The sequence below is a fragment of the Ensifer sp. genome, assembly GCF_031989085.1.
Taxonomy (GTDB): Bacteria; Pseudomonadota; Alphaproteobacteria; order Rhizobiales; family Rhizobiaceae; genus Ensifer.
Genome location: NZ_DALZXU010000001.1, coordinates 2,091,876 through 2,114,459, shown reverse-complemented (window position 1 = coordinate 2,114,459; position 22,584 = coordinate 2,091,876). Strand labels below are relative to the sequence as shown.

The 22,584-nt window shown below is 63.9% G+C and carries 24 protein-coding genes; 17 read left to right on the top strand and 7 right to left on the bottom strand.

The genetic code is table 11. The features are described 5' to 3' along the window. The first annotated feature begins 7 nt into the window (after positions 1–7). The 5 genes from cobA (at position 8) to RTP54_RS10265 (ending at position 4,751) form a co-directional block, all read left to right on the top strand. The gene (gene cobA, locus RTP54_RS10285) at positions 8–850 is read left to right on the top strand and encodes a uroporphyrinogen-III C-methyltransferase (RefSeq protein WP_112815649.1); all 843 of its coding nucleotides are present in this window, start codon (positions 8–10) and stop codon (positions 848–850) included. Further along, positions 847–2,151, top strand: coding sequence for a cobyrinate a,c-diamide synthase (locus RTP54_RS10280; protein WP_312362359.1), 1,305 nt, complete (start codon positions 847–849; stop codon positions 2,149–2,151). Before cobA ends, RTP54_RS10280 begins: the two co-directional genes overlap by 4 nt. Beyond that, positions 2,148–3,167 carry a threonine-phosphate decarboxylase CobD gene (cobD, locus tag RTP54_RS10275; protein ID WP_312362357.1) on the top strand — a complete coding sequence of 340 codons (1,020 nt, stop codon included), beginning with the start codon at positions 2,148–2,150 and terminating at the stop codon, positions 3,165–3,167. The genes RTP54_RS10280 and cobD overlap by 4 nt, the downstream gene beginning before the upstream one ends. A 1-nt stretch (position 3,168) precedes the next feature. Further along, positions 3,169–4,143, top strand: a complete 975-nt coding sequence (cbiB, locus tag RTP54_RS10270; protein ID WP_312362355.1) for an adenosylcobinamide-phosphate synthase CbiB — start codon at positions 3,169–3,171, stop codon at positions 4,141–4,143. A 206-nt stretch (positions 4,144–4,349) separates the two neighbouring features. Beyond that, entirely contained in the window at positions 4,350–4,751 is a 402-nt protein-coding gene (locus RTP54_RS10265; protein WP_312363232.1) for a L,D-transpeptidase, read from the top strand. Between the two features lie 122 nt (positions 4,752–4,873). On the opposite strand, the gene RTP54_RS10260 is transcribed toward RTP54_RS10265, so the two are convergent. Then, a complete protein-coding gene (locus RTP54_RS10260; RefSeq protein WP_112810152.1) occupies positions 4,874–5,611 on the bottom strand; it encodes a Crp/Fnr family transcriptional regulator in 738 nt (245 codons plus the stop codon). A gap of 215 nt (positions 5,612–5,826) precedes the next feature. On the opposite strand from RTP54_RS10260, the gene hemN reads away from it, so the two are divergent. The 8 genes from hemN to RTP54_RS10220 all read left to right on the top strand — a co-directional run bounded on the left by hemN (position 5,827) and on the right by RTP54_RS10220 (position 13,850). Next, on the top strand, positions 5,827–7,173 hold the full coding sequence (gene hemN, locus RTP54_RS10255) for an oxygen-independent coproporphyrinogen III oxidase (protein ID WP_312362352.1): 1,347 nt from the start codon (positions 5,827–5,829) through the stop codon (positions 7,171–7,173). A 104-nt stretch (positions 7,174–7,277) separates the two neighbouring features. After that, positions 7,278–7,562 (top strand): acyl carrier protein, encoded by a 285-nt coding sequence (locus RTP54_RS10250; RefSeq protein WP_112810151.1) that lies wholly within the window; start codon positions 7,278–7,280, stop codon positions 7,560–7,562. 115 nt (positions 7,563–7,677) lie between these two features. Next, entirely contained in the window at positions 7,678–8,163 is a 486-nt protein-coding gene (locus tag RTP54_RS10245) for a 3-hydroxyacyl-ACP dehydratase FabZ family protein (RefSeq protein ID WP_112810150.1), read from the top strand. A 2-nt stretch (positions 8,164–8,165) separates the two neighbouring features. Further along, entirely contained in the window at positions 8,166–9,368 is a 1,203-nt protein-coding gene (locus RTP54_RS10240; RefSeq protein WP_112833542.1) for a beta-ketoacyl-ACP synthase, read from the top strand. Positions 9,369–9,380: 12 nt separating this feature from the next. Continuing rightward, entirely contained in the window at positions 9,381–10,664 is a 1,284-nt protein-coding gene (locus RTP54_RS10235; RefSeq protein WP_112810148.1) for a beta-ketoacyl-ACP synthase, read from the top strand. 160 nt (positions 10,665–10,824) lie between these two features. After that, positions 10,825–11,853, top strand: a complete 1,029-nt coding sequence (locus RTP54_RS10230) for a zinc-binding dehydrogenase (protein ID WP_077503817.1) — start codon at positions 10,825–10,827, stop codon at positions 11,851–11,853. Positions 11,854–11,864: 11 nt separating this feature from the next. Beyond that, on the top strand, positions 11,865–12,794 hold the full coding sequence (locus RTP54_RS10225) for a lipid A biosynthesis lauroyl acyltransferase (RefSeq protein WP_112810169.1): 930 nt from the start codon (positions 11,865–11,867) through the stop codon (positions 12,792–12,794). Positions 12,795–13,139: 345 nt separating this feature from the next. After that, positions 13,140–13,850 carry a PAS domain-containing protein gene (locus tag RTP54_RS10220; RefSeq protein ID WP_112810168.1) on the top strand — a complete coding sequence of 237 codons (711 nt, stop codon included), beginning with the start codon at positions 13,140–13,142 and terminating at the stop codon, positions 13,848–13,850. Between the two features lie 147 nt (positions 13,851–13,997). Here the strand turns inward: RTP54_RS10220 and RTP54_RS10215 are convergent, their stop codons facing one another. Next, complete coding sequence (locus tag RTP54_RS10215) at positions 13,998–14,522, bottom strand: hemerythrin domain-containing protein (RefSeq protein ID WP_112810167.1); 525 nt, start codon at positions 14,520–14,522, stop codon at positions 13,998–14,000. Between the two features lie 189 nt (positions 14,523–14,711). Between RTP54_RS10215 and ccoN the strand changes: the two genes are divergently transcribed. The 4 genes from ccoN to ccoP are packed head-to-tail and all read left to right on the top strand — an operon-like array spanning position 14,712 to position 18,110. Next, a complete protein-coding gene (gene ccoN, locus RTP54_RS10210; RefSeq protein ID WP_112810147.1) occupies positions 14,712–16,334 on the top strand; it encodes a cytochrome-c oxidase, cbb3-type subunit I in 1,623 nt (540 codons plus the stop codon). Positions 16,335–16,347: 13 nt separating this feature from the next. Next, positions 16,348–17,079 (top strand): cytochrome-c oxidase, cbb3-type subunit II, encoded by a 732-nt coding sequence (gene ccoO, locus RTP54_RS10205; protein ID WP_112810146.1) that lies wholly within the window; start codon positions 16,348–16,350, stop codon positions 17,077–17,079. Positions 17,080–17,091: 12 nt separating this feature from the next. Then, entirely contained in the window at positions 17,092–17,244 is a 153-nt protein-coding gene (locus RTP54_RS10200; RefSeq protein WP_112810145.1) for a cbb3-type cytochrome c oxidase subunit 3, read from the top strand. 2 nt (positions 17,245–17,246) lie between these two features. Beyond that, the gene (gene ccoP / locus RTP54_RS10195) at positions 17,247–18,110 is read left to right on the top strand and encodes a cytochrome-c oxidase, cbb3-type subunit III (protein ID WP_112815642.1); all 864 of its coding nucleotides are present in this window, start codon (positions 17,247–17,249) and stop codon (positions 18,108–18,110) included. Positions 18,111–18,369: 259 nt separating this feature from the next. Here ccoP and RTP54_RS10190 read toward each other — a convergent pair whose 3' ends face one another. The 5 genes from RTP54_RS10190 to RTP54_RS10170 form a co-directional block, all read right to left on the bottom strand. Then, positions 18,370–19,266 carry a hypothetical protein gene (locus RTP54_RS10190; RefSeq protein ID WP_112810143.1) on the bottom strand — a complete coding sequence of 299 codons (897 nt, stop codon included), beginning with the start codon at positions 19,264–19,266 and terminating at the stop codon, positions 18,370–18,372. A 129-nt stretch (positions 19,267–19,395) separates the two neighbouring features. Then, positions 19,396–19,749, bottom strand: a complete 354-nt coding sequence (locus RTP54_RS10185) for a VOC family protein (RefSeq protein ID WP_112815641.1) — start codon at positions 19,747–19,749, stop codon at positions 19,396–19,398. Continuing rightward, positions 19,742–20,164: an SRPBCC family protein gene (locus tag RTP54_RS10180; protein ID WP_312362338.1), complete on the bottom strand. Its 423-nt coding sequence runs from the start codon at positions 20,162–20,164 to the stop codon at positions 19,742–19,744. The genes RTP54_RS10185 and RTP54_RS10180 overlap by 8 nt, the downstream gene beginning before the upstream one ends. Positions 20,165–20,253: 89 nt before the next feature. Further along, entirely contained in the window at positions 20,254–21,042 is a 789-nt protein-coding gene (locus tag RTP54_RS10175; RefSeq protein WP_409517097.1) for a helix-turn-helix domain-containing protein, read from the bottom strand. A 46-nt stretch (positions 21,043–21,088) separates the two neighbouring features. Then, complete coding sequence (locus RTP54_RS10170; protein WP_312362337.1) at positions 21,089–22,507, bottom strand: sodium:alanine symporter family protein; 1,419 nt, start codon at positions 22,505–22,507, stop codon at positions 21,089–21,091. Positions 22,508–22,584: the final 77 nt, after the last annotated feature.

Genomic DNA, 22,584 nt, shown 5'->3' with positions numbered 1-22,584 from the left:
GCGGGGCATGAGCGACACGATCTTTACCGGCCTGCCGGCGCTTGAGCCCGGCACCGTCTGGCTTGTCGGCGCCGGCCCCGGCGACCCCGGGCTCTTGACGCTTCACGCCGCCAATGCGCTGCGCCAGGCCGATGTCATCGTCCATGATGCGCTGGTCAACGAGGATTGCCTGAAGCTCGCGCGGCCGGGCGCCGTGTTGGAGTTTGCCGGCAAGCGCGGCGGCAAGCCGTCACCGAAACAGCGCGATATTTCGCTCCGGCTCGTCGAGCTGGCGCGCGCCGGCCAGCGCGTTCTGCGTCTGAAGGGTGGCGATCCCTTCGTTTTCGGGCGCGGTGGCGAGGAAGCTCTGACGCTGGTGGAAAACCGCATTCCGTTTCGCATCGTGCCGGGCATCACCGCCGGGATCGGCGGACTTGCCTATGCCGGCATCCCGGTCACCCACCGGGAGGTCAATCATGCCGTCACGTTCCTGACGGGGCATGATTCCTCGGGCCTCGTGCCGGACCGGATCAATTGGCAGGGTATTGCCTCGGGCTCGCCTGTCATCGTCATGTACATGGCGATGAAGCATATCGGCGCGATTGCCGCCAATCTCATGGCTGCCGGTCGTTCGCCCGACGAGCCGGTCGCCTTCGTCTGCAACGCGGCGACAGCGGAGCAGACGGTGCTCGAGACGACGCTTTCGCGCGCGGAAGCCGATGTTACGGCATCAGGCCTGCAGCCGCCCGCAATCGTCGTCGTCGGCGAAGTCGTCCGGCTGAGGGCTTCGCTCGACTGGATCGGGGCACTCGGCGGGCGTCCGCTCGTCGCCGACCCCTTCGCCAGCCGCGAACTCAGGGATCCCGCATGAGCGGCTTGCTGATCGCCGCGCCCGCATCGGGCTCCGGCAAGACCACGGTGACACTCGGCTTGATGCGCGCCATGCGCCGGCGCGGCATGGCGATCGCGCCGGGCAAGGCCGGCCCCGACTATATCGATCCGGCGTTCCATACGTTTGCAAGCGGCGAGCCGTGCCTCAACTACGACCCCTGGGCGATGCGGCCGGCACTGCTTGCGGCCAACGCGGTCCACGCCGTCGCCGACGGACGCATTCTGGTCGTGGAAGCCATGATGGGGCTGCACGACGGCGCTGCCGACGGAACCGGCACGCCGGCCGACCTTGCGGCCGCGCTCGATCTCGCCGTCATCCTGGTGGTGGATTGCGCCCGCATGTCGCATTCGGTGGCGGCCCTTGTGCGCGGCTATGCCGATCACAGGGGGGATATCCACGTTGCCGGCGTCATTCTCAACAAGGTCGGCAGCGACCGCCACGAGATGATGCTGCGGGATGCGCTGAGCCGGGTCGGCATGCCTGTCTTCGGCGTGCTGCGGCACGATAGCGCCCTGAAGCTGCCCGAGCGGCATCTCGGCCTGGTCCAGGCCGGAGAGCATGGCGCGCTCGATACCTTCGTCGACAATGCCGCAGACCGGGTCGAGGCGAGTTGTGATCTCGACGGCATCCGCGCAGCCGCGACGCTCTCAAACGGCGAGCGGGCAGGACCCGAGGTCGCCAGGTTCAAACCGTTCGGCCAGCGTATCTCGGTCGCGCGCGATGTGGCCTTTGCCTTCTGCTACGAGCATCTGCTCGCCGGCTGGCGCGGTGCCGGGGCGGAGATTTCCTTCTTTTCGCCGCTCGCCAACGAGGCGCCGGATGCGGCAGCCGATGCCGTCTACCTTCCGGGTGGCTATCCCGAGCTGCATGCCGGCCGGCTGCAGGCGGCCAGCTCGTTCCGGTCGGGCATGGGCGCGGCCGCACAGCGCGGTGCGCGGATCTTCGGCGAGTGCGGTGGTTACATGGTGCTCGGCGAGGGGCTTGTCGCGGCCGATGGCGCGCGTTACGACATGCTCGGCCTGCTGCCGCTCACCACCAGTTTTGCCGAACGCAGGCGGCACCTCGGCTACCGCCGCGTCGTGCCTGTCGACACCACGTTCTTCGATGGACCCATGACCGCGCACGAATTCCACTACGCGACCATCGTTTCCGAAGGTGCGGCCGAGCGGCTGTTTTCCGTCAGCGATGCGGCGAGCGTCGATCTCGGGCAAGCGGGCCTGAGGCGGGGCAATGTCGCCGGCTCGTTCATGCATCTGATCGACATCGCGAGTAACGCATGAGCGCGCCGATCGTGCATGGCGGCGGCATCACCGAAGCCGCCGCACGCTTCGGCGGCCGCTTCGAGGAGTGGCTCGACCTTTCGACCGGCATCAATCCGCGTCCGGCAACGCTGCCTGACGTGCCGCAGCAGGCCTGGCACAGGCTGCCCGACAGGCTGACGGTCGATCGCGCGCGGGAAGCCGCCGCCAGCCACTACGCAACCAACGGCGTCCAGCCGCTGCCTGTTCCCGGCACCCAGTCGGTGATCCAGCTGTTGCCCCGGCTGGTTGCGGCCGGGCGCCGCGTCGCGGTCTTCGGGCCGACCTACGGCGAGTACACGCGCGTGCTCCTGGCGGCAGGCTTTGCCGTCGACCAGGTCGAGCGCGCAGAAGACCTTACGCCCGACCACGGCCTTGCCGTGCTGGTCAATCCCAACAATCCGACCGGCCGGGCCTTTGCGCCGGGGCACATCCTTGAGATCGCCGGGCTGATGAAGGCAAACGGCGGCGTGCTCGTCGTCGACGAAGCTTTCGGCGACCTGCAGCCTGAGTTGAGCGTGGCCGGCCGTGTGGGTGAAAACGACAACCTCATCGTCTTCCGTTCCTTCGGAAAATTCTTTGGTCTTGCCGGCCTGCGCCTCGGGTTCGTGGTGGCAAACGATGCCGTGCTCGACGGGTTTCGCGAATGGCTCGGTCCCTGGGCGGTGTCCGGGCCGGCGCTGGTGATCTCCACCGCCCTGATGGCGGGCGACACCGGCGTGATCGCGGCCGGCATCCTGGAGCGGCGCGCGGGCCTCGATGCGGTGCTCGACCATGCCGGCTTGAAGCGCATCGGCGGAACCGGCCTGTTCGTGCTGGTCGAGCATGCGGAAGCCGGCGCGCTTCATCGCCAGCTCTGCGAGGCGCGGATCCTGACGCGCAAATTCGACTACGCCCCCCGCTGGCTGAGGATCGGGCTTGCGCCCGATGCCGATGGCGACCTTCGGCTGGCGGAGGCGTTGCGGTCTGTGGCGATGCGACCTTCCGGGGCCATTTGACGTGTCGAGCGAAATCCTTCTCATTCTCGTCGCCGCGCTGCTGCTCGACCGTCTCGTCGGCGACCCGGACTGGCTCTGGTCGCGCCTGACGCATCCGGTCGTTTATTTCGGCAAGGCGATCGCCGCCTTCGATGGCGCCCTCAACCGGCACCAGGCGCTGAAGCCCTCCGCGTTGAAGCTTCGCGGCGTGCTGACGATCGGCCTGCTGCTGCTCGCAAGCGTCGCTGCGGGCGCGATCCTGCACAAGGCGTTCGGCCTCCTCGGCCTCATCGGTTACCTGCTGGAGATCGTCGTCGTCGCGGTGTTCCTGGCGCAAAAAAGCCTCGGCGATCATGTCCTGCGCGTTGCGGACGGTTTGCGTCGGGACGGGCTGGATGGCGGCCGTGCTGCCGTGTCGATGATCGTCGGGCGCGATCCGAAGACGCTCGATGCGCCCGCCGTCTGCCGGGCGGCAATCGAAAGCCTTGCCGAGAATTTTTCCGACGGCGTGGTTGCGCCCGCCTTCTGGTATGCGGTCGCCGGTCTTCCTGGGCTTTTCGCCTACAAGATGCTGAACACCGCCGATTCGATGATCGGCCACAAATCGCCGCGATATCTCCATTTCGGCTGGGCATCGGCAAGGCTCGACGATGTCGCCAACCTGCCGGCGGCACGGCTGTCGATCCTGTTGATCGCGGCGGGTGCGTTTTTCCGACGGGGCCGGCCGGCGGCTGCCGATGCGCTTGCGGTGGCGTTGCGTGACCATGGCCTGCACCGCTCTCCAAACTCCGGCTGGCCGGAGGCTGCCATGGCCGGTGCGCTCGACCTGCAGCTTGCAGGCCCGCGCATCTATGGCGGCGTCAAGGTGAGCGAGCCGATGATCAACGGCCCGGGTCGCTCCGTGGCGACACGTGAAGACATCGATGCCGGCGTTTCTGTCTTTTATGGCGCCTGTTCGGCGATGACCTTGATGGTTGCCTTGATCGCCACGATCTGATCGCCATGAATTGATCGTCTGAGACCGTCGATCCACGACAAGTTGATAATGGCGTTAAGACTTTGCTTTCCATGTGTATTAAACTTGTAGCATTACGGGACGGCTATTCTCTGCTGACGTTTGGTTCCACCTGATGCAGCGGTGTGCGCCCGACAGGGTGCGCATGCGGAGAGTGAAGCATGCGACATGTATTCGTGACTGTGCTGATGGCCGCACTGATGCAGTTTCCCGCGCAGCCGCTGAGCGCTGCCAATCTCGTTGCCAATATCAGCCTGTCTTCCCAGACCATGGTCGTGAAAGAAAACGGCGTGGTGATGTATCGGTGGAAGGTTTCCACCGCCCGCAAGGGTTACGTCACCCCCAAGGGAAGCTGGAAGGCGAAGTGGCTTTCGCGAAATCATCGCTCGCGAAAATATGACAATGCGCCAATGCCTTACGCGGTTTTCTTCAATGGCGGCTATGCCGTGCACGCGACCTATGACGTCAAGCGGCTGGGCCGGCCCGCCTCGCATGGCTGCGTCCGGCTGCACCCCAACAATGCTGCGGAGTTCTTTGCGCTTGCCCGCGAGCATGGCCTCAGCAACACGCGGATCGTGATCACGCGCTGAGCGCGGCAGAGCGCCGCCGATTCCGTCCCAGCACCTCGGGAGGAAAACCGCTTCGCATTTTCCGGAAACGTGTTTGCGCATTTCCGGACGGAAAACCGCTTCGCACTTTTCCTGGAAATGCTTCAGTCGATCCCGGCCACATGCATCAGCCGGTCCATGCTCGGAACGGTCACATGCCGGCTGTTTTCAATGCGGATGACGTTATCCTTGCGTAGCTTGGTGATCTGCCGGCTGACCGTCTCGATCGTCAGGCCGAGATAGTCGGCGATGTCGGCGCGCGACAACGGCAGGTCGAAGGCGGTCGCCGTGCCGTTTTCCGGATCGATGTGGGTGGCGATGATATAGAGGAAGCTCGCCACCTTTTCCTGCGCGGTCTTGCGGCCGAGCGTCAGCATCCAGTCGCGCGCTTCATCCAGTTCCTTCAGGGCCTGCTCGTGCAGGCGATGCTCAAGCCCCGGCGCCTCTGTCACGAGCCGCTCCATGACGTTGCGCGGGAACGAACAGATGTCGGTGTCGATCGCCGCTTCTGCGGTCAGTGCGCTTTCGCGGGTGAAGGGGCGGCCCATGAAATCCGGCGCGAACTGCAGGCCGACGATCTGCTGGCGCCCGTCAGACAGCACCTTGCTCAGCTTGACGACGCCCGAGATGATGTTGGCGTAGCTGTCGGTCATTTCGCCCTGTCCGACGACCTCGCGGCCGGGCTCGATCCGGCGCCGGGTGGAATGCCGGCTGAGGTCAAGAAGCTGATCGGCACTCAGCGTGCCGCAAACGCCGCCGTGGCGCGCCTCGCAGGCAGCGCATACGGATGGAATGTCCGAATTGTGGATATCCTTGCGGCGTTGTTCGGTCACGATCTGCAAATCTTTCTTCCCTGCATCGGGTCTGTTGGGAGGACCAAAGAGGATGAGGGCGGTTAAATCAAGAGTTGACAGCTGCTAATTCCGGAGGCGCGAAACAATGTCTCATGCGAAATTGCGGATTGTCAAATTTAACGTGTTAATTCGGCAACTTGATCAAAATCAAAGCCGCCCTTCGCTCCGCGTCCTATGCCGTTGTCAACCAGACGGAGAAATCGATGGACGACGACCTGATCCTGAAGAACGCAAAGCCGGTGCCGCGCTATACCAGCTATCCGACCGCGCCGCATTTTTCCGAAGCGGTTGGCTGCAGCGAATACGAGACCTGGCTTTCGGCGATCGAGCCGGGCGAGGCGCTGTCGATTTATGCCCATGTTCCCTATTGCGACCGGCTCTGCTGGTTCTGCGCCTGTCACACCAAGCAGACGCTGCGCTATGAGCCCGTGGCGACCTATCTGAACGGTTTGCACCGTGAGATCGCGGCGATTGGCGGGCGGGTGAACGGCCAGGCGAAGGTCACGGCGCTGCATCTGGGCGGCGGATCGCCGACCTTGCTCCGGCCGGACGACCTGATCGCGCTCAAGCAGGCGTTCGCACGCCATTTCGCGTTTTCTGGTGATTGCGAGATCAGCGTCGAAATGGATCCGAACGATCTCGACGAGGCGCGCCACGACGCGCTGGCGGCGATCGGCATGACGCGGGCGAGTTTCGGTGTCCAGGACTTCGACCCCGTGGTTCAGAAGGCGATCAACCGTATCCAGACCTTTGAGCAGACGCGCGACGCGATCGAGGCGTCGCGGGCACGCGGCGTGCGCTCGGTCAATTGCGACGTGCTTTACGGCCTGCCGTATCAGAGCCTGCCGTCGCTGGAGGCAACGATCGACGCGGTGACGTCGCTTGCTCCCGACCGTGTCGCGCTCTTCGGCTATGCGCATGTGCCATGGATGAAGAAGCACCAGTCGATGATACCGGATGAAAGCCTGCCGGGCATCGTCGAGCGCTTCGATCAGATGAGCCGGGCCGCCGAGATGCTTGTCGCCGCCGGATACGAGGCGGTTGGCATCGACCATTTCGCCAAGCCCGATGACAGCCTTGCGATCGCCAGCCGGGAAGGGCGCCTGCGCCGGAATTTTCAAGGCTACACCACCGACAGTGCCGAAACCCTGATCGGCCTCGGCGCTTCGTCGATCGGCCAGTTTCGTCAAGGTTATGTCCAGAACATGCCGGCAACCGGTGAATATCTGCGCCAGGCCGAGCAGACGGGTCTCGCCGCCATACGCGGCTACCGGCTGACACCGGACGATCGGCTGCGGGCGCGGGTCATCGCCTCGATCATGTGCGATTTCTCCTTCTCCTTTGCCGAGGTCTCCGGCGAATTTCCAGGTGGCGGCGCCGTCATCGAGGAGGCAAAGCTCTTTCGTGCCAGGGATGTGGACGGATTGACGACGATCGAGGACGGCATCTTCCGGCTGACCGCGCGCGGGCGGCCCTTTGCCCGGTCGGTGGCGGCGGTTTTCGACGCCCATCTGCAGAGCGGCAGGGGCCGCCATTCGGTCGCTGTTTAGCAACACCGCATTTCAAAACGCCAAGGTTGCGATCAAGGCCATTGGCTTTTGCGGCGCATTTACCTATAGGATCGCCGAGACTCGGAATAAAATAATAAAGAGGTATGCGCGTGACTGCTACATTCGACAAGGTTGCCGACATCATCGCGGAAACGAGCGAGATCGATCGCGAGACGATTACGCCGGAAAGCCACACGATCGACGATCTGGGCATCGACAGCCTGGACTTCCTCGACATCGTCTTTGCGATCGACAAGGAATTCGGCATCAAGATTCCGCTGGAACAGTGGACGCAGGAAGTCAACGAAGGCAAGGTTTCGACCGAAGAGTACTTCGTGCTGAAGAACCTCTGCGCCAAGATCGACGAGCTGCGGGCTGCCAAGGCCTGATCGGGCCAAGGTTCAAGCCTTTTCACTCGATTTCCAATGCCGCCGGTCGCGCCCTGCGCTTGACAGGCGGCATTGGCGTTTTTACTTGAGCCCGAAACCAACGGGGTGAGCCTCCATGCTCCTTGAATATTTCCAGATGATCGATCGTGTCGAAACGGTCGATCTTTCGGCTGGCCGGCTGACGGCGCGTTCCGTCGTTCCCGAAAAGAGCCCGGTATTCGAGGGCCACTTTCCAGGCTATCCGCTGGTGCCGGGCGTGCTTTTGATCGAGACGATGGCGCAGGCTTCGGGATTTCTCGTGCTGGCGGCGACCAATTTCGCAGCGATGCCGTTTTTGATGTCGGTCGATGGTGCCAAGATGCGGACCTTCGTCGAGCCCTCGGCCGAACTCGATATCGAAGCCTTCCTCGAGCATGACGGTTCCGGCTTTGCCGTGACCAAGGCGAAGATCACGTCGGCGGGCAAGAAGGTCTGTGACGCACAGTTGAAACTCAGGACGATGCCGTTCGATCAGGTGCCGCTCGGCGATATCGTGCGCAAGCGCGCCGTCGAGGTTGGCCTGATGGCGGCAATTGCGGCAAACGCCGCTTCGGAGAAGTGAAGATGAGCAAATCCGCAAACGACGTGGTGATCACCGGCGTCGGTATCGTCACGAGCCTTGGGGTCGGCGTCGAGCCGCATATCGCGCTTTTGAGCGCGGCCGAGACGCCGGCGGCACGCGTCGAGACGGAAAAGTTCAAGCCCTATCCCGTGCATCCGCTGCCGGAAATCGACTGGTCGCAGCAGATCGCCAAGCGTGGCGACCAGCGCCAGATGGAAAACTGGCAGCGCCTCGGCGTGTTCGCCGCCGGGCTCGCGCTCGACGATGCCGGCCTCAAGGACAATCTCGACGCCTGCGGCAGCATGGACATGATCGTGGCTGCCGGCGGTGGCGAGCGCGACATCAATGTCGATTCGCTGATCGTCGACGAGGCGCTGAAGCGCAACGACCGTGAGCAGTTGCTCAACGAGAAGCTGACGACCGAGCTGCGTCCGACGCTGTTCCTGGCCCAGCTCTCCAATCTTCTCGCCGGCAATATCTCGATCGTCCACAAGGTGACGGGATCGTCGCGCACCTTCATGGGCGAAGAGGCGGCCGGCATTTCCGCGATCGAAACGGCCTTCTTCCGGATCAAGGCCGGGCAGTCGACGCATACGCTGGTCGGCGGTGCGTTCTCGGCCGAGCGTCTGGACATCATGCTGATGATCGAGGCGATCCAGGGCCAGGCGACCGGCGACTGGCACCCGATCTGGTCGCGCAGCCGTGAAAACGGCGGCGGCATGATCCCCGGGTCGGTCGGCGCCTTCCTGGTGCTGGAATCGCGCGAATACGCCGAGGCCCGTGGCGCCCGCATCTACGCGACGATCGACGCGATCGGCAGCGACCGCGGCAGCCGCGCCGACGGCAAGCTCGAAGCGCGCCTTGCAGACCTTGCAAAACCGGCCGAGACGCTCGATCCGGCACAGACGGTGGTCTTTTCCGGCACCTCGGGGCTGCATGACCTCGTCGGCAGCGAAAAGGCCTTCCTGCAGACAAGGCTTGCCGGTGCGCCGGTGCGCGCCTATGGCGGCGTGGTCGGCCACAGCATCGAGGCACAGTTTCCGGCAGGTCTCGCGCTTGCGGCACTCACGCTCGGCCACGGCGCCAAGGTTCCGGCCTTCGATGCCAGCTTTGAAAAGCCGATGACGGCGGCTGCCCGGTCGGCGGTCGTGACCACCGTCGGTCATTCACGCGGCGAAGGCGTCGCGGTCCTTTCGGCCGAATAAGAGGAACGATTGATGAGCAACGCTTACAAGGATCATCTCGGTCGTCCGATCGTCGCCGTCACCGGCATGGGCGTCATCACCTCGCTCGGCCAGGGCCTCGAGGACAACTGGTCGGCGCTGACCGGTGGCGTCTCCGGCGTGCGCAAGATCACCCGGTTTCCGACCGACGGCCTCAACACGCGCATCTCCGGCATGGTCGATTTCATCGAGGTTCCGGTCGCCAACTCGGTCGAACGTTCCTATGCGATGGCGCGCGAGACGACGCTCGAAGCCCTGGCGCAGGCCGGCCTTTCCGGCGATTTCAACGGCCCGCTGTTTCTCGCCGCCCCGCCGATCGAGCCGGAATGGAGCGCGCGTTTCGAACTCGCCGACCGTTCGCCGCCGTCGACCCAGCCGGGCGACGCCTATAACCGTTTCCTGACGGCGATGCGCGAGAAGGCCGATCCCGCGTTCCATGAAGCCGTGCTGTTCGGCGCGATTTCGGAGCGTCTTGCCGACCGGTTCGGCACCCGCGGCCTGCCGGTGACGCTATCGACCGCTTGCGCCTCGGGCGCAACCGCGATCCAGCTCGGCGTCGAGGCGATCCGCCAGGGTCGCACCGATCGCGCGCTGACGGTCGCGACCGACGGTTCCGTCAGCGCCGAGGCACTCATCCGCTTCGCGCTGCTGTCGGCGCTGTCGACCCAGAACGACCCGCCGGAAAAGGCCTCCAAGCCCTTCACCAAGGACCGTGACGGCTTCGTCATCGCCGAAGGTGCAGCGACCCTGGTGCTGGAATCGCTGGAAGCAGCTGTTGCCCGTGGCGCCCGCGTCTACGGTATCCTGAAGGGCTGCGGCGAGAAGGCCGATCTCTTCCACCGCACGCGCTCCTCGCCCGATGGTGGCCCTGCGATCGCGACGATCCGCGCGGCTCTTGCCGACGCCGGCATCGACGAAGGCGGCATCGGCTACATCAACGCCCACGGCACCTCGACGCCGGAAAACGACAAGATGGAGTATCTGTCGATGTCGGCCGTCTTCGGCGAGCATCTGCCGTCGATCCCGGTCTCGTCGAACAAGTCGATGATCGGCCACACGCTGACGGCGGCCGGCGCCGTCGAGGCGGTGTTCTCGATCCAGACGATGCTGACCGGCACTCTGCCGCCGACGATCAACTACCAGAACCCGGACCCGGCCATCGTGCTCGATGTCGTGCCGAACGTGAAGCGCAGCCAGCAGGTTTCTGCGGTGCTGTCGAATTCGTTCGGCTTCGGCGGACAGAACGCCAGCCTTGTCATGACCGCCGAGCCGGCCTAAGCCGGCGGCGACAGCGTCGCGCGCCGATAGGGCGCGCGAAGGATGCTGAAACGCATTAGACCTGCAGCGTGGTCCCTCGTGAAACCGGATCCGGTTTGAGCAAGGGCCGCGCCGCAGAAACTCCAGACGAATTGATGCCACACTAGGCAGAGGAAAGACCATGCGCGCCCTGCAACTGCTCGATGACCGCAAGCTCGAAATCACCGACATTCCCGAGCCGGAAGCGCCAGGCCCGGGCGAAGTGACGCTCCGCGTCAAGGCGGTCGCGCTCAACCATATCGACGTCTGGGGCTGGCGCGGCATGGCGTTCGCCAAGCGCAAGATGCCGCTGGTCATCGGCGCCGAGGCAGCGGGCGTCGTCGACGCGATCGGCCCTGGCGTTTCGAGCGTCCTGCCGGGGCAGCTCGTGTCGATCTATGGCGCGCGCACCTGCGGCCTTTGCCGCCCGTGCCGCGAAGGCCGCGACAATCTCTGCGAACATGTGGGCGGCGTGCACGGCTTCCACCTCGACGGCTTTGCGCAGGAGAAGATCAACCTGCCGGCGCGCCTGCTGGTGCCCGCACCTCCGGGGATCGACGCCGTTGCCGCAGCGCTTGCGCCGGTGACCTTCGGCACGGTCGAGCACATGCTGTTCGATAACGCCAAGCTTGAGCCGGGTGAAACCATCCTCGTTCATGCCGGCGGCTCCGGCATCGGCTCGGCAGCCATCCAGCTCGCCAAGAAGATCGGCTGCACCGTCATCACCACGGTTGGTTCCGACGACAAGATCGAGAAGGCAAAGGCGCTCGGCGCCGATCACGTCATCAACTACCGCACCGATCGCTTTGAAGGCGTCGTGCGCAAGCTCACCAAGAAGAAGGGCGTCGACGTCGTGTTCGAACACGTCGGCAAGGACACATGGGCCGGCTCCATGCTCTGCATGAAGCGGGGCGGGCGTCTCGTCACCTGTGGCTCGACTTCGGGCGTGTCGACCGACATGAACCTGATGATGCTGTTCCAGCAGCAGCTGAAGCTGCTCGGCTCCTTCGGCTGCCGCATGGAAAACATGGCCAACGCCATGCAGAAAATGGCGCGGGGCCTGGTGCATCCCGTCATCGATACGCAGGTCGGCTTCGATGAGATCGACCGGGCTCTGGAGCGGATGGAATCGCGCCAGATCTTCGGCAAGATCATCCTGAAGATGGATTGACCACCGTGCGCATGCTGATCACACGGCTGGTTCTGGCGGCGGATCATTTCCGGCAGTGGCTGATCGCGCAATTCGTCTTCCTGCTCCTGACGGTGCTGAAGCTGTTTCCGGCCGACGGCGCGATCCGTTTCATGGATCGCGTCGCGCGCTTCATCGGTCCGAAGACCAGCCGCCACACGCTGACGCTGACCAATCTGCGCAACGCCTTTCCCGAAAAGAGCGAGGCCGAGATCGAAGCGATCGCCATGGAGAGCTGGGGCAATATGGGCCGCATGGCGGCCGAATATGTCTTTCTCGACCGGCTGTTCGATTTCGACCCCGAGGCGACCACGCCCGGCCGCGTCGAAGTCTCCGGCGTGCCGCTCTTTCTCGAGTTGCGCGACAATCCGCGGCCCTTCATCGTCTTTACCGCCCACAGCGGCAATTTCGAAATGCTGCCGGTGGCAGGCTCGGCCTTCGGCCTCGAAGTCACCGTGCTCTTCCGCCCGCCGAACAACCCTTACGTTGCCGAGAAGGTGTTCGAGTTCCGCAAGGAGCGCATGGGCAATCTCGTGCCGTCGCATGCGGGCTCGTCCTTTGCGCTGGCACGCCAGCTCGAGCGCGGCAACGGCGTCGGCGTGCTTGTCGACCAGAAGTTCCGCAAGGGGCTGAAGACGAAATTCTTCGGCCAGGACGTCCAGACCAATCCGCTGCTCGCCAAGCTGGTGCGCCAGTTCAATTGCGAGGTCTATCCGGCGCGCTGCGTCCGGTTGCCCGGCGGTCGCTTCCGGCTGGAGCTGGAGCCGGCGATCGAGATCCCGCGCAACGCTGAAGGCGCCGTCGACGTCAATGCCACGGCGCAGGTACTCAACGACAAGGTCGAGAGCTGGGTGCGCGAGTATCCGGGCCAGTGGCTCTGGTATCACGATCGCTGGCACATCAAGCGCCACCTGAAAGACTGATTCTCCTGACGACCCCCAAAAGGGCGTTGCGGCCGGAAGGCTGCGGCGCCATTTTTTGTCTATGCTTAAAGCATTTGTTGGCGAAATTCGGTGTCTTTGCGCCGTTCACAGCGCTTCGTGCGTGCAAGCTTTCCTTTCTGATGTTGAACGGCACGGCAATGAGTGTAAACTCTGGCTTGTGTCGCGGGGAACAGACTGCAAGCGCTTTGGGTGGCCAAAGTCAGGCGGTTTTCGCGAGGGGTGGGGGAACGCCGTCAGAGCCTGGATCAGCATCTACACCATCAAAGCCTGTCTTATTGAGTGCATCGGCGCGGCTTCATGCCGTGGGGGAATTGGGGTTTCGAATTGAACGCACTGATTGAGCTGTTCTGGTTCAAGTATTCACAACTGCAGTATGCGGTACGTACTGCAGATGAGCATCTGATCGGACTTCTGGATCGTGAACTCGATCCTATCCTGAAGTCCGTCTATGACGAGAAGGCCGTGAGCGTCGAGGATGCCCGCCTTCAGTTCCAGTTTCTGATCGATATCCTGCGCGTCGAGGCGGACGACATTTCCTGCGTGCTGCGCCATTCGCAACTGCTGCAGTCGCTGATCAATCGCTATTTCGCGGCCACGGGCGCCGTCAACGCCGCGGAGTTGCGGCTGGAGCGCACGCCTGCGTCACCCACCAAGGGTCGGGCCGACGAGGGGCTGCTCAACGAGGCGATCCTCGACAGTTTTCCCGATCGTATCGCGGTGATCACGCCCGATTATCGCTACCTCTATACCAATCCGCTCAACGCCAGCCATCTCGAAAGCCGCCCGATGGATCTCATCGGCCGGCATATCGTCGAATTCATCGGCATCCAGCGCTTCGAGCAGCGGGTCCGGAACTATCTGGATCGCTGTTTCGCCGGCGAGGTGGTGGATTACACCTTTGCCAAGACCGTCGAGGGGCGCACCGTGGTCGTGCGCTGCAAGCTGACGCCGTGCATGTCAAGCACCGGCAAGCTCATCGGCGCGATCCTGGTGATCCAGGAACATGCGGACCGGCGCCGGGCGATCGCCGCCTGATCCGGTTCATGCCGCCCGGTTGCGAAGCGCGCAAATGCGCCGCGCGCCAAATGTGACGCGCGGCGCTCTATTGTTTTCAACGTCCATTGTTTCACCCCGCAATCGCATCGCTCCCGCAATCGGGTGCGATCGGGTGTTGCCGTGCCGTCAGTTGAGGTCGGCCGATACGATCTCCGAACCGGCGGGCAGCAAGGTGCGAAGACATTCCTGCTCGAAGCCGATATGCCGGCGCAGGTTGGTGAAGAAGCCGCGCAGCATGTAGCCGGCGGTCTCCGCGTTCACTCGCTCGTCGGCCGTACCCAGCTTGACCAGCATTTCCGCCAGCTCCTCGGCAAAGCACTCGTCCTCGCAGTGCTCGTATTTCAGCCGCGCCAGCGTTGCCGCGATCGAAGGGTCGTCGCCGCAGTTGAGTTCGACCCAGCGAAACACCGCACTTTCCTCGCCGGAGTGCAGCTCGCGGATCAGCGGCTCCAGCATCTTGGCGGCATAGGCACATTTCTGCCGGTCGATGTCGGCCGGCAGGCTGTCGGCGATTTCTTCCAGGCTGTTGCAGAGCGCAAGCTGCTCCTGATGTGCCCGTGCAAGCAGGGCCCGCGGTTCGCCGGAAAGGGCCGGGCGCGGCGGCAGACCGGTCCACGGCCTGATCCGGCCATTGTCGTTCGTTCTCTTCATGCTGTTCTGACGCCAGCTCCTATGGCGCTCCCTCATTGTTTTCTGAGGGTGATGCAAGTCGGCACCGCCGGCCTTGATCTGAATCAAGGTGCGCGTGCCCCGATTCTGCCACGTTCCGGCAAGCTGCGCTGCCATGCCACCTCCAGGTGTGCGCACGCGTCTGCATCGGATAAAGTTGGGGACCCAACCATGAAATACTCTTTCGAGACGATCCTGCTCGGGATCGGTGCATTCCTCGCGCTTCTGGGCGCGGGTTTTGCGCAGGACCGGCAGTTTGAAGCCCATATGTGGGTGCTGTTCTTCGTGCTGCTCGGCAGCACGATCGTCATGCTGCGCCGCCTGGATTTCAGCCCGGCGGCGGCGGGCAGGGCGGCCGCACCGCAATCGGAATATTCTGACGACGTGGTGAAGTATGGCGTCATCGCCACCGTCTTCTGGGGCGTCGTCGGCTTCCTCGTGGGTGTCGTGGTTGCACTCCAGCTGGCCTTTCCGGATCTCAATATCGAGCCGTGGTTCAATTTCGGCCGCATGCGGCCGCTGCACACCTCGGCCGTGATCTTCGCCTTCGGCGGCAACGCGCTGATCGCCACCTCGTTCTACATCGTCCAGCGCACCAGCCGCGCTCGCCTCTTCGGCGGCAATCTGGCCTGGTTCGTGTTCTGGGGCTACCAGCTGTTCATCGTCATGGCGGCCACCGGCTACCTGCTGGGCATCACCCAGTCGAAGGAATATGCCGAGCCGGAATGGTATGTCGACCTGTGGCTGACGATCGTCTGGGTCGCCTATCTCGCGGTGTTCATGGGCACGCTGCTTCGGCGCAAGGAGCCGCATATCTATGTGGCGAACTGGTTCTACCTCGCCTTCATCGTCACCATCGCGATGCTGCACATCGTCAACAACCTGGCGGTCCCGGTGTCGTTCCTCGGCTCCAAGAGCTACTCGGCGTTTGCCGGCGTGCAGGACGCGCTGACGCAGTGGTGGTACGGGCATAACGCCGTCGGCTTCTTCCTGACGGCCGGCTTCCTCGGCATGATGTATTACTTCATCCCCAAGCAGGCCAACCGTCCCGTCTATTCCTACCGTCTGTCGATCATCCACTTCTGGTCGCTGATCTTCATGTACATCTGGGCCGGCCCGCACCACCTGCATTACACCGCTCTGCCCGACTGGGCGCAGACGCTGGGCATGGTGTTCTCCATCATGCTGTGGATGCCTTCGTGGGGTGGCATGATCAACGGCCTGATGACGCTTTCGGGCGCCTGGGACAAGATCCGTACGGACCCGATCATCCGCATGATGGTCATGGCCGTCGCCTTCTACGGCATGGCGACCTTCGAAGGTCCGATGATGTCGATCAAGACGGTCAACTCGCTCAGCCACTATACGGACTGGACTATCGGCCACGTGCATTCCGGCGCGCTCGGCTGGAACGGCCTGATCACCTTCGGCGCCATCTACTATCTCACGCCCAAGCTGTGGAACCGCGAGCGGCTCTATAGCGTGCGCATGGTCAACTGGCACTTCTGGCTCGCCACGCTCGGCATCGTCGTCTACGCCGCCGTCATGTGGGTCGCCGGCATCCAGCAGGGCCTGATGTGGCGCGAATACGACGACCAGGGTTTCCTCGTCTATTCCTTCGCGGAATCGGTCGCGGCCATGCTGCCTTACTACGTGCTGCGCGCACTCGGCGGTGCCCTGTTCCTCGCCGGCGCTCTGCTCATGGCCTTCAACGTAACAATGACCATCCTTGGCCGCGTGCGCGACGAAGCTCCGATCTTCGGTGCGACGCCCGCGCTCAAGGCTGCGGAATAGGAGGGCATAGACAATGTCCATTCTCGACAAACACGCCACGCTCGAGCGCAACGCGACACTGCTTCTCGTCGGCTCGCTTCTCGTCGTCTCGATCGGCGGAATCGTTGAAATCGCGCCGCTGTTCTATCTCGAAAACACCATCGAGAAGGTGGAAGGCATGCGGCCCTATTCGCCGCTGGAGCTCGCCGGCCGCGACATCTACGTGCGCGAAGGCTGCTACGTCTGTCACAGCCAGATGATCCGTCCGTTCCGCGACGAGGTGGAACGCTACGGTCACTACTCGCTGGCGGCGGAGTCGATGTACGATCATCCGTTCCAGTGGGGTTCCAAGCGCACCGGTCCGGATCTCGCCCGCGTCGGCGACCGCTACTCCAACGAGTGGCACGTCCAGCACATGATCGAGCCGCGCTCGGTGGTGCCGGAATCGGTGATGCCGAGCTATGCGTTCCTCAAGTCGACGCCACTCGACATCAGGACCGTCGCCGGGCAGCTGAAGGCCAACAGGGCCGTCGGCGTGCCCTATACCGACGAGATGATCGAGAACGCGACGGCCGACATCAAGGCGCAGGCCGATCCGAACGCGGACACGTCGGGTGTCGAGGCGCGTTACCCCAAGGCGAAGCTCGGCGATTTCGATGGCGATCCGCAGAAGCTGACCGAGATGGACGCGCTCGTCGCCTATCTCCAGATGCTCGGCACGCTGGTCGACTTCTCCACCTATGACGACACAACCGGCTATCGCTGAGGAGGCACGGACATGGAAACCTACACCGCCATGCGGCAGTTTGCCGACAGCTGGGCGCTCCTTGCCATGACCCTCTTTTTCCTGGGTGTCGTTGCTTTCATGTTCCGGCCCGGCGCCAAGAAGGCCGCCGAAGATGCCGCAGCCATCCCCCTGAAGGAGGACTGATAATGGCGGACAAACACGTCGACGAGATCAGCGGCGTCGAGACCACTGGCCACGAATGGGACGGGATCCGCGAGCTCAACAACCCGATGCCGCGCTGGTGGGTCTATACCTTCTACGCCACCATCGTGTGGGCGGTTGGCTACATGATCGTCTATCCGGCGGTGCCGCTTTTGACCGATGCGACCAAGGGCGTGATCGGCTACTCCAGCCGGGGTGAGCTCAGCGTCGAGCTTGCCGACGCCAAGGCGGCGCAGGCGGGCAATCTGGAAAAGATCGCCGCAAGCTCGCTCGACCAGATCATCGCCGATCCGCAGCTTCACCAGTTCGCGGTTGCAGCCGGCGCCTCGGCCTTCAAGGTCAACTGCGCCCAGTGCCACGGTTCGGGCGCGGCCGGTTCGGCCGGGTTCCCCAACCTCAATGACGACGACTGGCTGTGGGGTGGCAAGCCCGAAGAGATCTACCAGACGGTGGCACATGGCATTCGTTATGCCGGCGATGACGAGACCCGCGTCTCTGAAATGCCGTCGTTCACCGAGATCCTCAAGCCGGAAGAGATCAAGCAGACTGCCGCCTACGTCGTCAGCCTGACTGGCACGCCGTCGAATGCGGCGCTGGTCGAGCCCGGCAAGGCGCTGTTCGAGGCCAACTGCGCCTCGTGCCACGGTGCCGACGCCAAGGGCAACCGCGAGTTCGGCGCGCCCGATCTTGCCGACGCGCTCTGGCTCAACGGTTCGAGCGAGCAGGCGATCATCGCGCAGATGAAGGCACCCAAGCACGGCGTCATGCCCGCCTGGCTGCCGCGCCTTGGCGACACCACGGTCAAGCAGCTTGCCGTGTTCGTTCATTCGCTGGGTGGGGGCGAGTAAGGCGCGCGAGGCTGTTACGCCGCGGATTGCCCCTCATCCGCCTGCCGGCACCTTCTCCCCGCGCGCGGGGAGAAGGCAACAACGAGCGAGCGCTCGGCAGGCATCAACATAGGCCGTAGGGCGGTGCCCGGGCCGCCAGCGTTTCTCTCCCCGCCAGCGGGGAGAGATGTCCGGCAGGACAGTGAGGGGCAAAGCCCAAAAGCAGACCGAGAAATACGGCAATTCTGGAAAATGGCCGCGTCCAACGACGCGGCCTTTGTCATTCCAGCGCTGCGGCGATGGTGGCGCCGACGACGACGCTCGAAAGGGCCGCACCCAGAATGAGCGGCGCGCTGACCGGCCGGCGCACGACGGTTCCGAAGTTGAACAGGTTCATCGGCAGGAGGTGAAAGCCGTTGCCCTCGGGCTTGCTGCGCGGGGCCTCCATGAAGCATTCGTCATCGAACCAGATCCAGTCGTCGCGCCAGGTCCAGCAACCATTGTCGCGATAGACGGCGGCGACCTCCTCGGCAAAGGCCTTGTCGGCCGGCATCCGGATGTAGTTGACGGGCTTGCGGCTGAAATACTGCATGGCCAGCGGCATCGAACGTTCGGTGCAATAGTTCGACATCCACAGCTTGAAGCCGATTTCGTCGCGCAGCCGGTCGAGCACGCGAAACACCTGCACGTGATCCTCGTGGCCATATTCGCCCCAGGGATTGTGGGTGAAGACGTTCATGTCGGGTTTCAGCAGCGGCAGCAAGGTGCGGTAAAGCGTTTCGTAGTTGTCGCGATAAGCCTGGGCGATCGGCCGCGTCGAGTGGCGGAAACTGCCAGGCATCAGTTGCGACAGCGATTTTTTCACCACGCGCTTGGCTTCGCGCCGCGTCCCCTCGGTGCCGAACTCCATGCCGAAAGGGCCGGGTCTGGGGGTCGTCCAGTCGGCGCAGTCGAATGAGCCGGTTTCCTCCATCTCGAGGAAGCGGACATTGTCGCGCGGGTAGGCCTTGATCGCGGCAACGCGCGCCTGGCCCATTTGCGGCTCCGACCAGATGTCGCGATAGAGGATGATGACCTCGTCGACCTTTTTCAGGATCGAGGTGAACCACAGGAGTTCGTCGTCGGGATGGGCGCCGATGATGACGGAATTGCGCAGAAACTCGTATTCGCAAGACATTGCCCAGCACCCTTTGCCGCGATCTCTCTTCGCGCGCAATCTTGGGGTGCAAAGATTAAGTCGCGGTAAAATGGCGACGTGCCTGCGCCGGCTGTCCACAGGGCGTGGAGGCCGGCGAGGGGGATTGGCTTAGTTTGCCGACCAGACGGCCAGTTCGTAGCCGTCGGGATCGGCGAAATGGAAGCGGCGTCCGCCGGGGAAGGCGTAAATCGGCTGCAGGATCTTTCCGCCCGCGGCCTGGACCTTGTTCAAGGACGCCTCCAGTTCGTCGGCATAGATGATGACCAACGGTCCGCCGGCCCTGACCGGACCTGTCGTGGTAAAGCCGCCGGTCAACCGCCCATCCTGGAATTCGCAGTATTCCGGACCGTAATCGGTGAAAGTCCAGCCGAAGGCGCCGCCATAGAAGCTTTTGCTGGCGGCGATGTTTGAAACGTTGAACTCGACATAGTCGATGCGGCGATCGTTGCCCTTGTTACCCATGATGTGTCCCGTCGTTTTTCTGTTCGAGAATTGATTTCAGCGTGGCGAGATCCCTTGCCACCCATTCGGCGTCGCCGGCGAACTGTTCGTCGCTCATATCGGGCTGCCGCAACAGCGTGAACATCACCTCGGCGCCGTCGCCGTTCGGCACGACGCGCAGCGCATTGTGCACCGTCAGGCCGTTTTCGAGCGTTACCAGATGGTCGACGACGCCCAAGGCGTTGTCTGGCGCAAAACGCACCCGCGCATTTCCAAGCGGGCCGGGTGCGATCCAGTCCGCGCCGTCGGGTGTCAGGCCGGAGGAAAGGCCCGATGCCCAGAGCGGCATGTTTTCCGGCCTGGCCATGAAGGCATAGACGTCGCGCCAGTCACGCGTAATCGAGATGTGGATGATCCTTGCCGCCAATGTCGTCATGCGTCGCGTCGCCCTTGCTGTTGCCGTCGAGGGATAGCATCGGCCGTCGCATCCGTCTTGAACGAAACGGCCAATTCGCTGGCGACCTGTCAGCCGGCGAGCTGGGCGCGAATTTCACGCGGCGACAGCGAGGTCAGTTCCCGCGCCTCGCGCGACAGGTGAGCCTGGTCGGCATAGCCGGCATCAAGCGCCAGTGCTGTCAGACCCGGTTGTTTGTCGGCTGCGCAGGCAGCGAGAAAACGCTGCAGGCGCAGGATGCGCTCGAGTGTTTTTGCGCCATAGCCGAAATGTTCGTGGCAATGGCGGCGCAACGTTCGCGCGCTTGTTCCGGTCGTCTCCGCCAGCAGCCGGATCGGGTTGTCGCTTTCGGGCGGGTGCCGGCGGCGCAACTGCGCGAGGCAGGCGACGATATCGGCAGGGGGGTGCGTGACGGCAGCGAGCCTGTGCACTGCTGCCTCGGCCAGGATGGATGCCCGCGCCGCGGTGTTTTCGGCATCGATCATCCGCTGGTGCAACTGGCGGGCGGCGGCGCCCCAGAAAGCATCGAGCGGCACGACGCTGCCGGTGAGCGCCCCGAGCGGCGCGCTCAGCCAGGACGATGCAATGCCGGCGCGAAACCGTAGGCCGACCAGTGTCGTGCCCGGATCGATGACGGGAAAGGCGGCGGTCCGGTCGGGGCCCGCGACCACGAGCCCCCGCTGCGACCAGATGATGTCGACGCAGCCATCGGGAACGACCGCCATCGGCGCGGGCTGTGCCTGCGGCAGGCTGTGGCTCCACAGGCACTCCACGTGCGCGGCAAGCGACAGCGGCGCCGGTTGCTCCCGATAGGTGCCGCAGCGCTTGGCCAGCATCATCGGCCGGAGCGAACCGTGCATGCCTTGCCCTCCATTGGCGGCGCACCCGGTCCGGGGCCCTGTCCGCCTAGTCGCGCGACCAGATTTCGCTATCGATCTGGCCCTGCAGTTCCGGGTAGTCGGCGGCATGGAAGACCGGTTCCACGCCTTGCTTGCGCTGGGCGAAATAGTCCTTCGTCAGCTTGGCAATGGTACCGGACAGGAGCAGGATGGCAATCAGGTTGATCGTCGCCATCAGGCCCATCGATGCGTCTGCGGCATCGAAGACGGTGGCGATGCTCTCATAGGCACCCCAGACGACCATGGCGAGAACGGCGCAGCGCATGAGCGTGACGCCGAGCCGGTTGGCGCCGCCGAGATAGGTCAGCGCATTCTCGGCGTAGGAATAGTTGCCGATGATCGAGGTGAAGGCGAAGAAGAAGATCGCGATGGCGATGAAGTAGCTGCCCGCCCAGCCGATATGGGCGTTCATCGCTGCCTGGGTGAGCTGTGTTCCGGTGACGCCGGAGCCGGGCTCCAGCGTGCCCGACAGCAGGATCATCACCGATGTCGCGGTGCAGATCAGGATGGTATCGATGAAGACGCCGAGAGACTGCACGAAGCCCTGCGAGGCCGGATGATGCGGAACCGGGGTGGCGACGGCTGCGATATTCGGGGCCGAGCCCATGCCGGCCTCGTTGGAGAACAGGCCGCGCTTGACGCCGTTCATCATCGCGGCGGTCACGCCGCCGGCAACGCCGCCAGCCGCTTCCTGCAGCCCGAAGGCGCTGGAAACGATTGTCCACAGCACGCCTGGAACCAGCGAGGCGTTGACGATCAGCACGCAGACCGCCGTCAGCAGGTAGGCGCCAGCCATGAACGGCACGACGATTTCGGCCACCCGGGCGATCTGGCGGATGCCTCCGAAGATGACGATGCCCGAAAGGGCGGCAACGGCAATCCCGACCGCGATCTTCGGAACGCCGAAGGCGCCCTCGACCGCGTCGGCGATCGAATTGGCCTGGACCGCGTTGAAGACCAGACCGAAGGAGAGGATGAGGCAGACGGAAAAGATCGTCGCCGCCCAGGGCGCGTTGAGGCCGCGGGCGATGTAGAAGGCCGGACCGCCGCGATACTGGCCGTTGTCGTTCTTGACCTTGTAGAGCTGGGCAAGTGCGCTTTCCGCATAGGCGGTCGCCATGCCGACGAGGGCCACCATCCACATCCAGAAGGTGGCGCCGGGGCCGCCGAGATAAAGGGCCACTGCAACGCCGGCGAGATTGCCGGTGCCGACACGCGAGGCGAGGCTGACGGTCAGCGCCTGGAACGGGCTGATGCCGGCGGCATCCTTGGAGCCGCCCGAGCTCAAGACGCGGAACATTTCGCCAAAATGCAGGATCTGCGGAAAGCCGAGCCGGATGGTGAAAAAGATGCCGACGGCGAGCAGGCCATAGATCAGGACATAGCCCCAGAAAATCGTGTTCAGAAAGCCGATGATCGTGTCCATGCGGTCCTCGTTGGTTTGGCTGAATGTCTTGGTGTGGCGATCGCCATCAGGGTCGTGCGGCACGAAGGCCGGACGTT

Coding starts and splice junctions, on each gene's coding strand:
- cobA (WP_112815649.1), top strand. CDS start 8: ATGAGCGACACGATCTTTACCGGCCTGCCGGCGCTTGAGCCCGGCACC.
- RTP54_RS10280 (WP_312362359.1), top strand. CDS start 847: ATGAGCGGCTTGCTGATCGCCGCGCCCGCATCGGGCTCCGGCAAGACC.
- cobD (WP_312362357.1), top strand. CDS start 2,148: ATGAGCGCGCCGATCGTGCATGGCGGCGGCATCACCGAAGCCGCCGCA.
- RTP54_RS10265 (WP_312363232.1), top strand. CDS start 4,350: ATGGCCGCACTGATGCAGTTTCCCGCGCAGCCGCTGAGCGCTGCCAAT.
- hemN (WP_312362352.1), top strand. CDS start 5,827: ATGGACGACGACCTGATCCTGAAGAACGCAAAGCCGGTGCCGCGCTAT.
- RTP54_RS10250 (WP_112810151.1), top strand. CDS start 7,278: ATGCGCGTGACTGCTACATTCGACAAGGTTGCCGACATCATCGCGGAA.
- RTP54_RS10245 (WP_112810150.1), top strand. CDS start 7,678: ATGCTCCTTGAATATTTCCAGATGATCGATCGTGTCGAAACGGTCGAT.
- RTP54_RS10240 (WP_112833542.1), top strand. CDS start 8,166: ATGAGCAAATCCGCAAACGACGTGGTGATCACCGGCGTCGGTATCGTC.
- RTP54_RS10235 (WP_112810148.1), top strand. CDS start 9,381: ATGAGCAACGCTTACAAGGATCATCTCGGTCGTCCGATCGTCGCCGTC.
- RTP54_RS10230 (WP_077503817.1), top strand. CDS start 10,825: ATGCGCGCCCTGCAACTGCTCGATGACCGCAAGCTCGAAATCACCGAC.
- RTP54_RS10225 (WP_112810169.1), top strand. CDS start 11,865: ATGCTGATCACACGGCTGGTTCTGGCGGCGGATCATTTCCGGCAGTGG.
- RTP54_RS10215 (WP_112810167.1), bottom strand. CDS start 14,522: ATGAAGAGAACGAACGACAATGGCCGGATCAGGCCGTGGACCGGTCTG.
- ccoN (WP_112810147.1), top strand. CDS start 14,712: ATGAAATACTCTTTCGAGACGATCCTGCTCGGGATCGGTGCATTCCTC.
- ccoO (WP_112810146.1), top strand. CDS start 16,348: ATGTCCATTCTCGACAAACACGCCACGCTCGAGCGCAACGCGACACTG.
- RTP54_RS10200 (WP_112810145.1), top strand. CDS start 17,092: ATGGAAACCTACACCGCCATGCGGCAGTTTGCCGACAGCTGGGCGCTC.
- ccoP (WP_112815642.1), top strand. CDS start 17,247: ATGGCGGACAAACACGTCGACGAGATCAGCGGCGTCGAGACCACTGGC.
- RTP54_RS10190 (WP_112810143.1), bottom strand. CDS start 19,266: ATGTCTTGCGAATACGAGTTTCTGCGCAATTCCGTCATCATCGGCGCC.
- RTP54_RS10185 (WP_112815641.1), bottom strand. CDS start 19,749: ATGGGTAACAAGGGCAACGATCGCCGCATCGACTATGTCGAGTTCAAC.
- RTP54_RS10180 (WP_312362338.1), bottom strand. CDS start 20,164: ATGACGACATTGGCGGCAAGGATCATCCACATCTCGATTACGCGTGAC.
- RTP54_RS10175 (WP_409517097.1), bottom strand. CDS start 21,042: ATGCACGGTTCGCTCCGGCCGATGATGCTGGCCAAGCGCTGCGGCACC.
- RTP54_RS10170 (WP_312362337.1), bottom strand. CDS start 22,507: ATGGACACGATCATCGGCTTTCTGAACACGATTTTCTGGGGCTATGTC.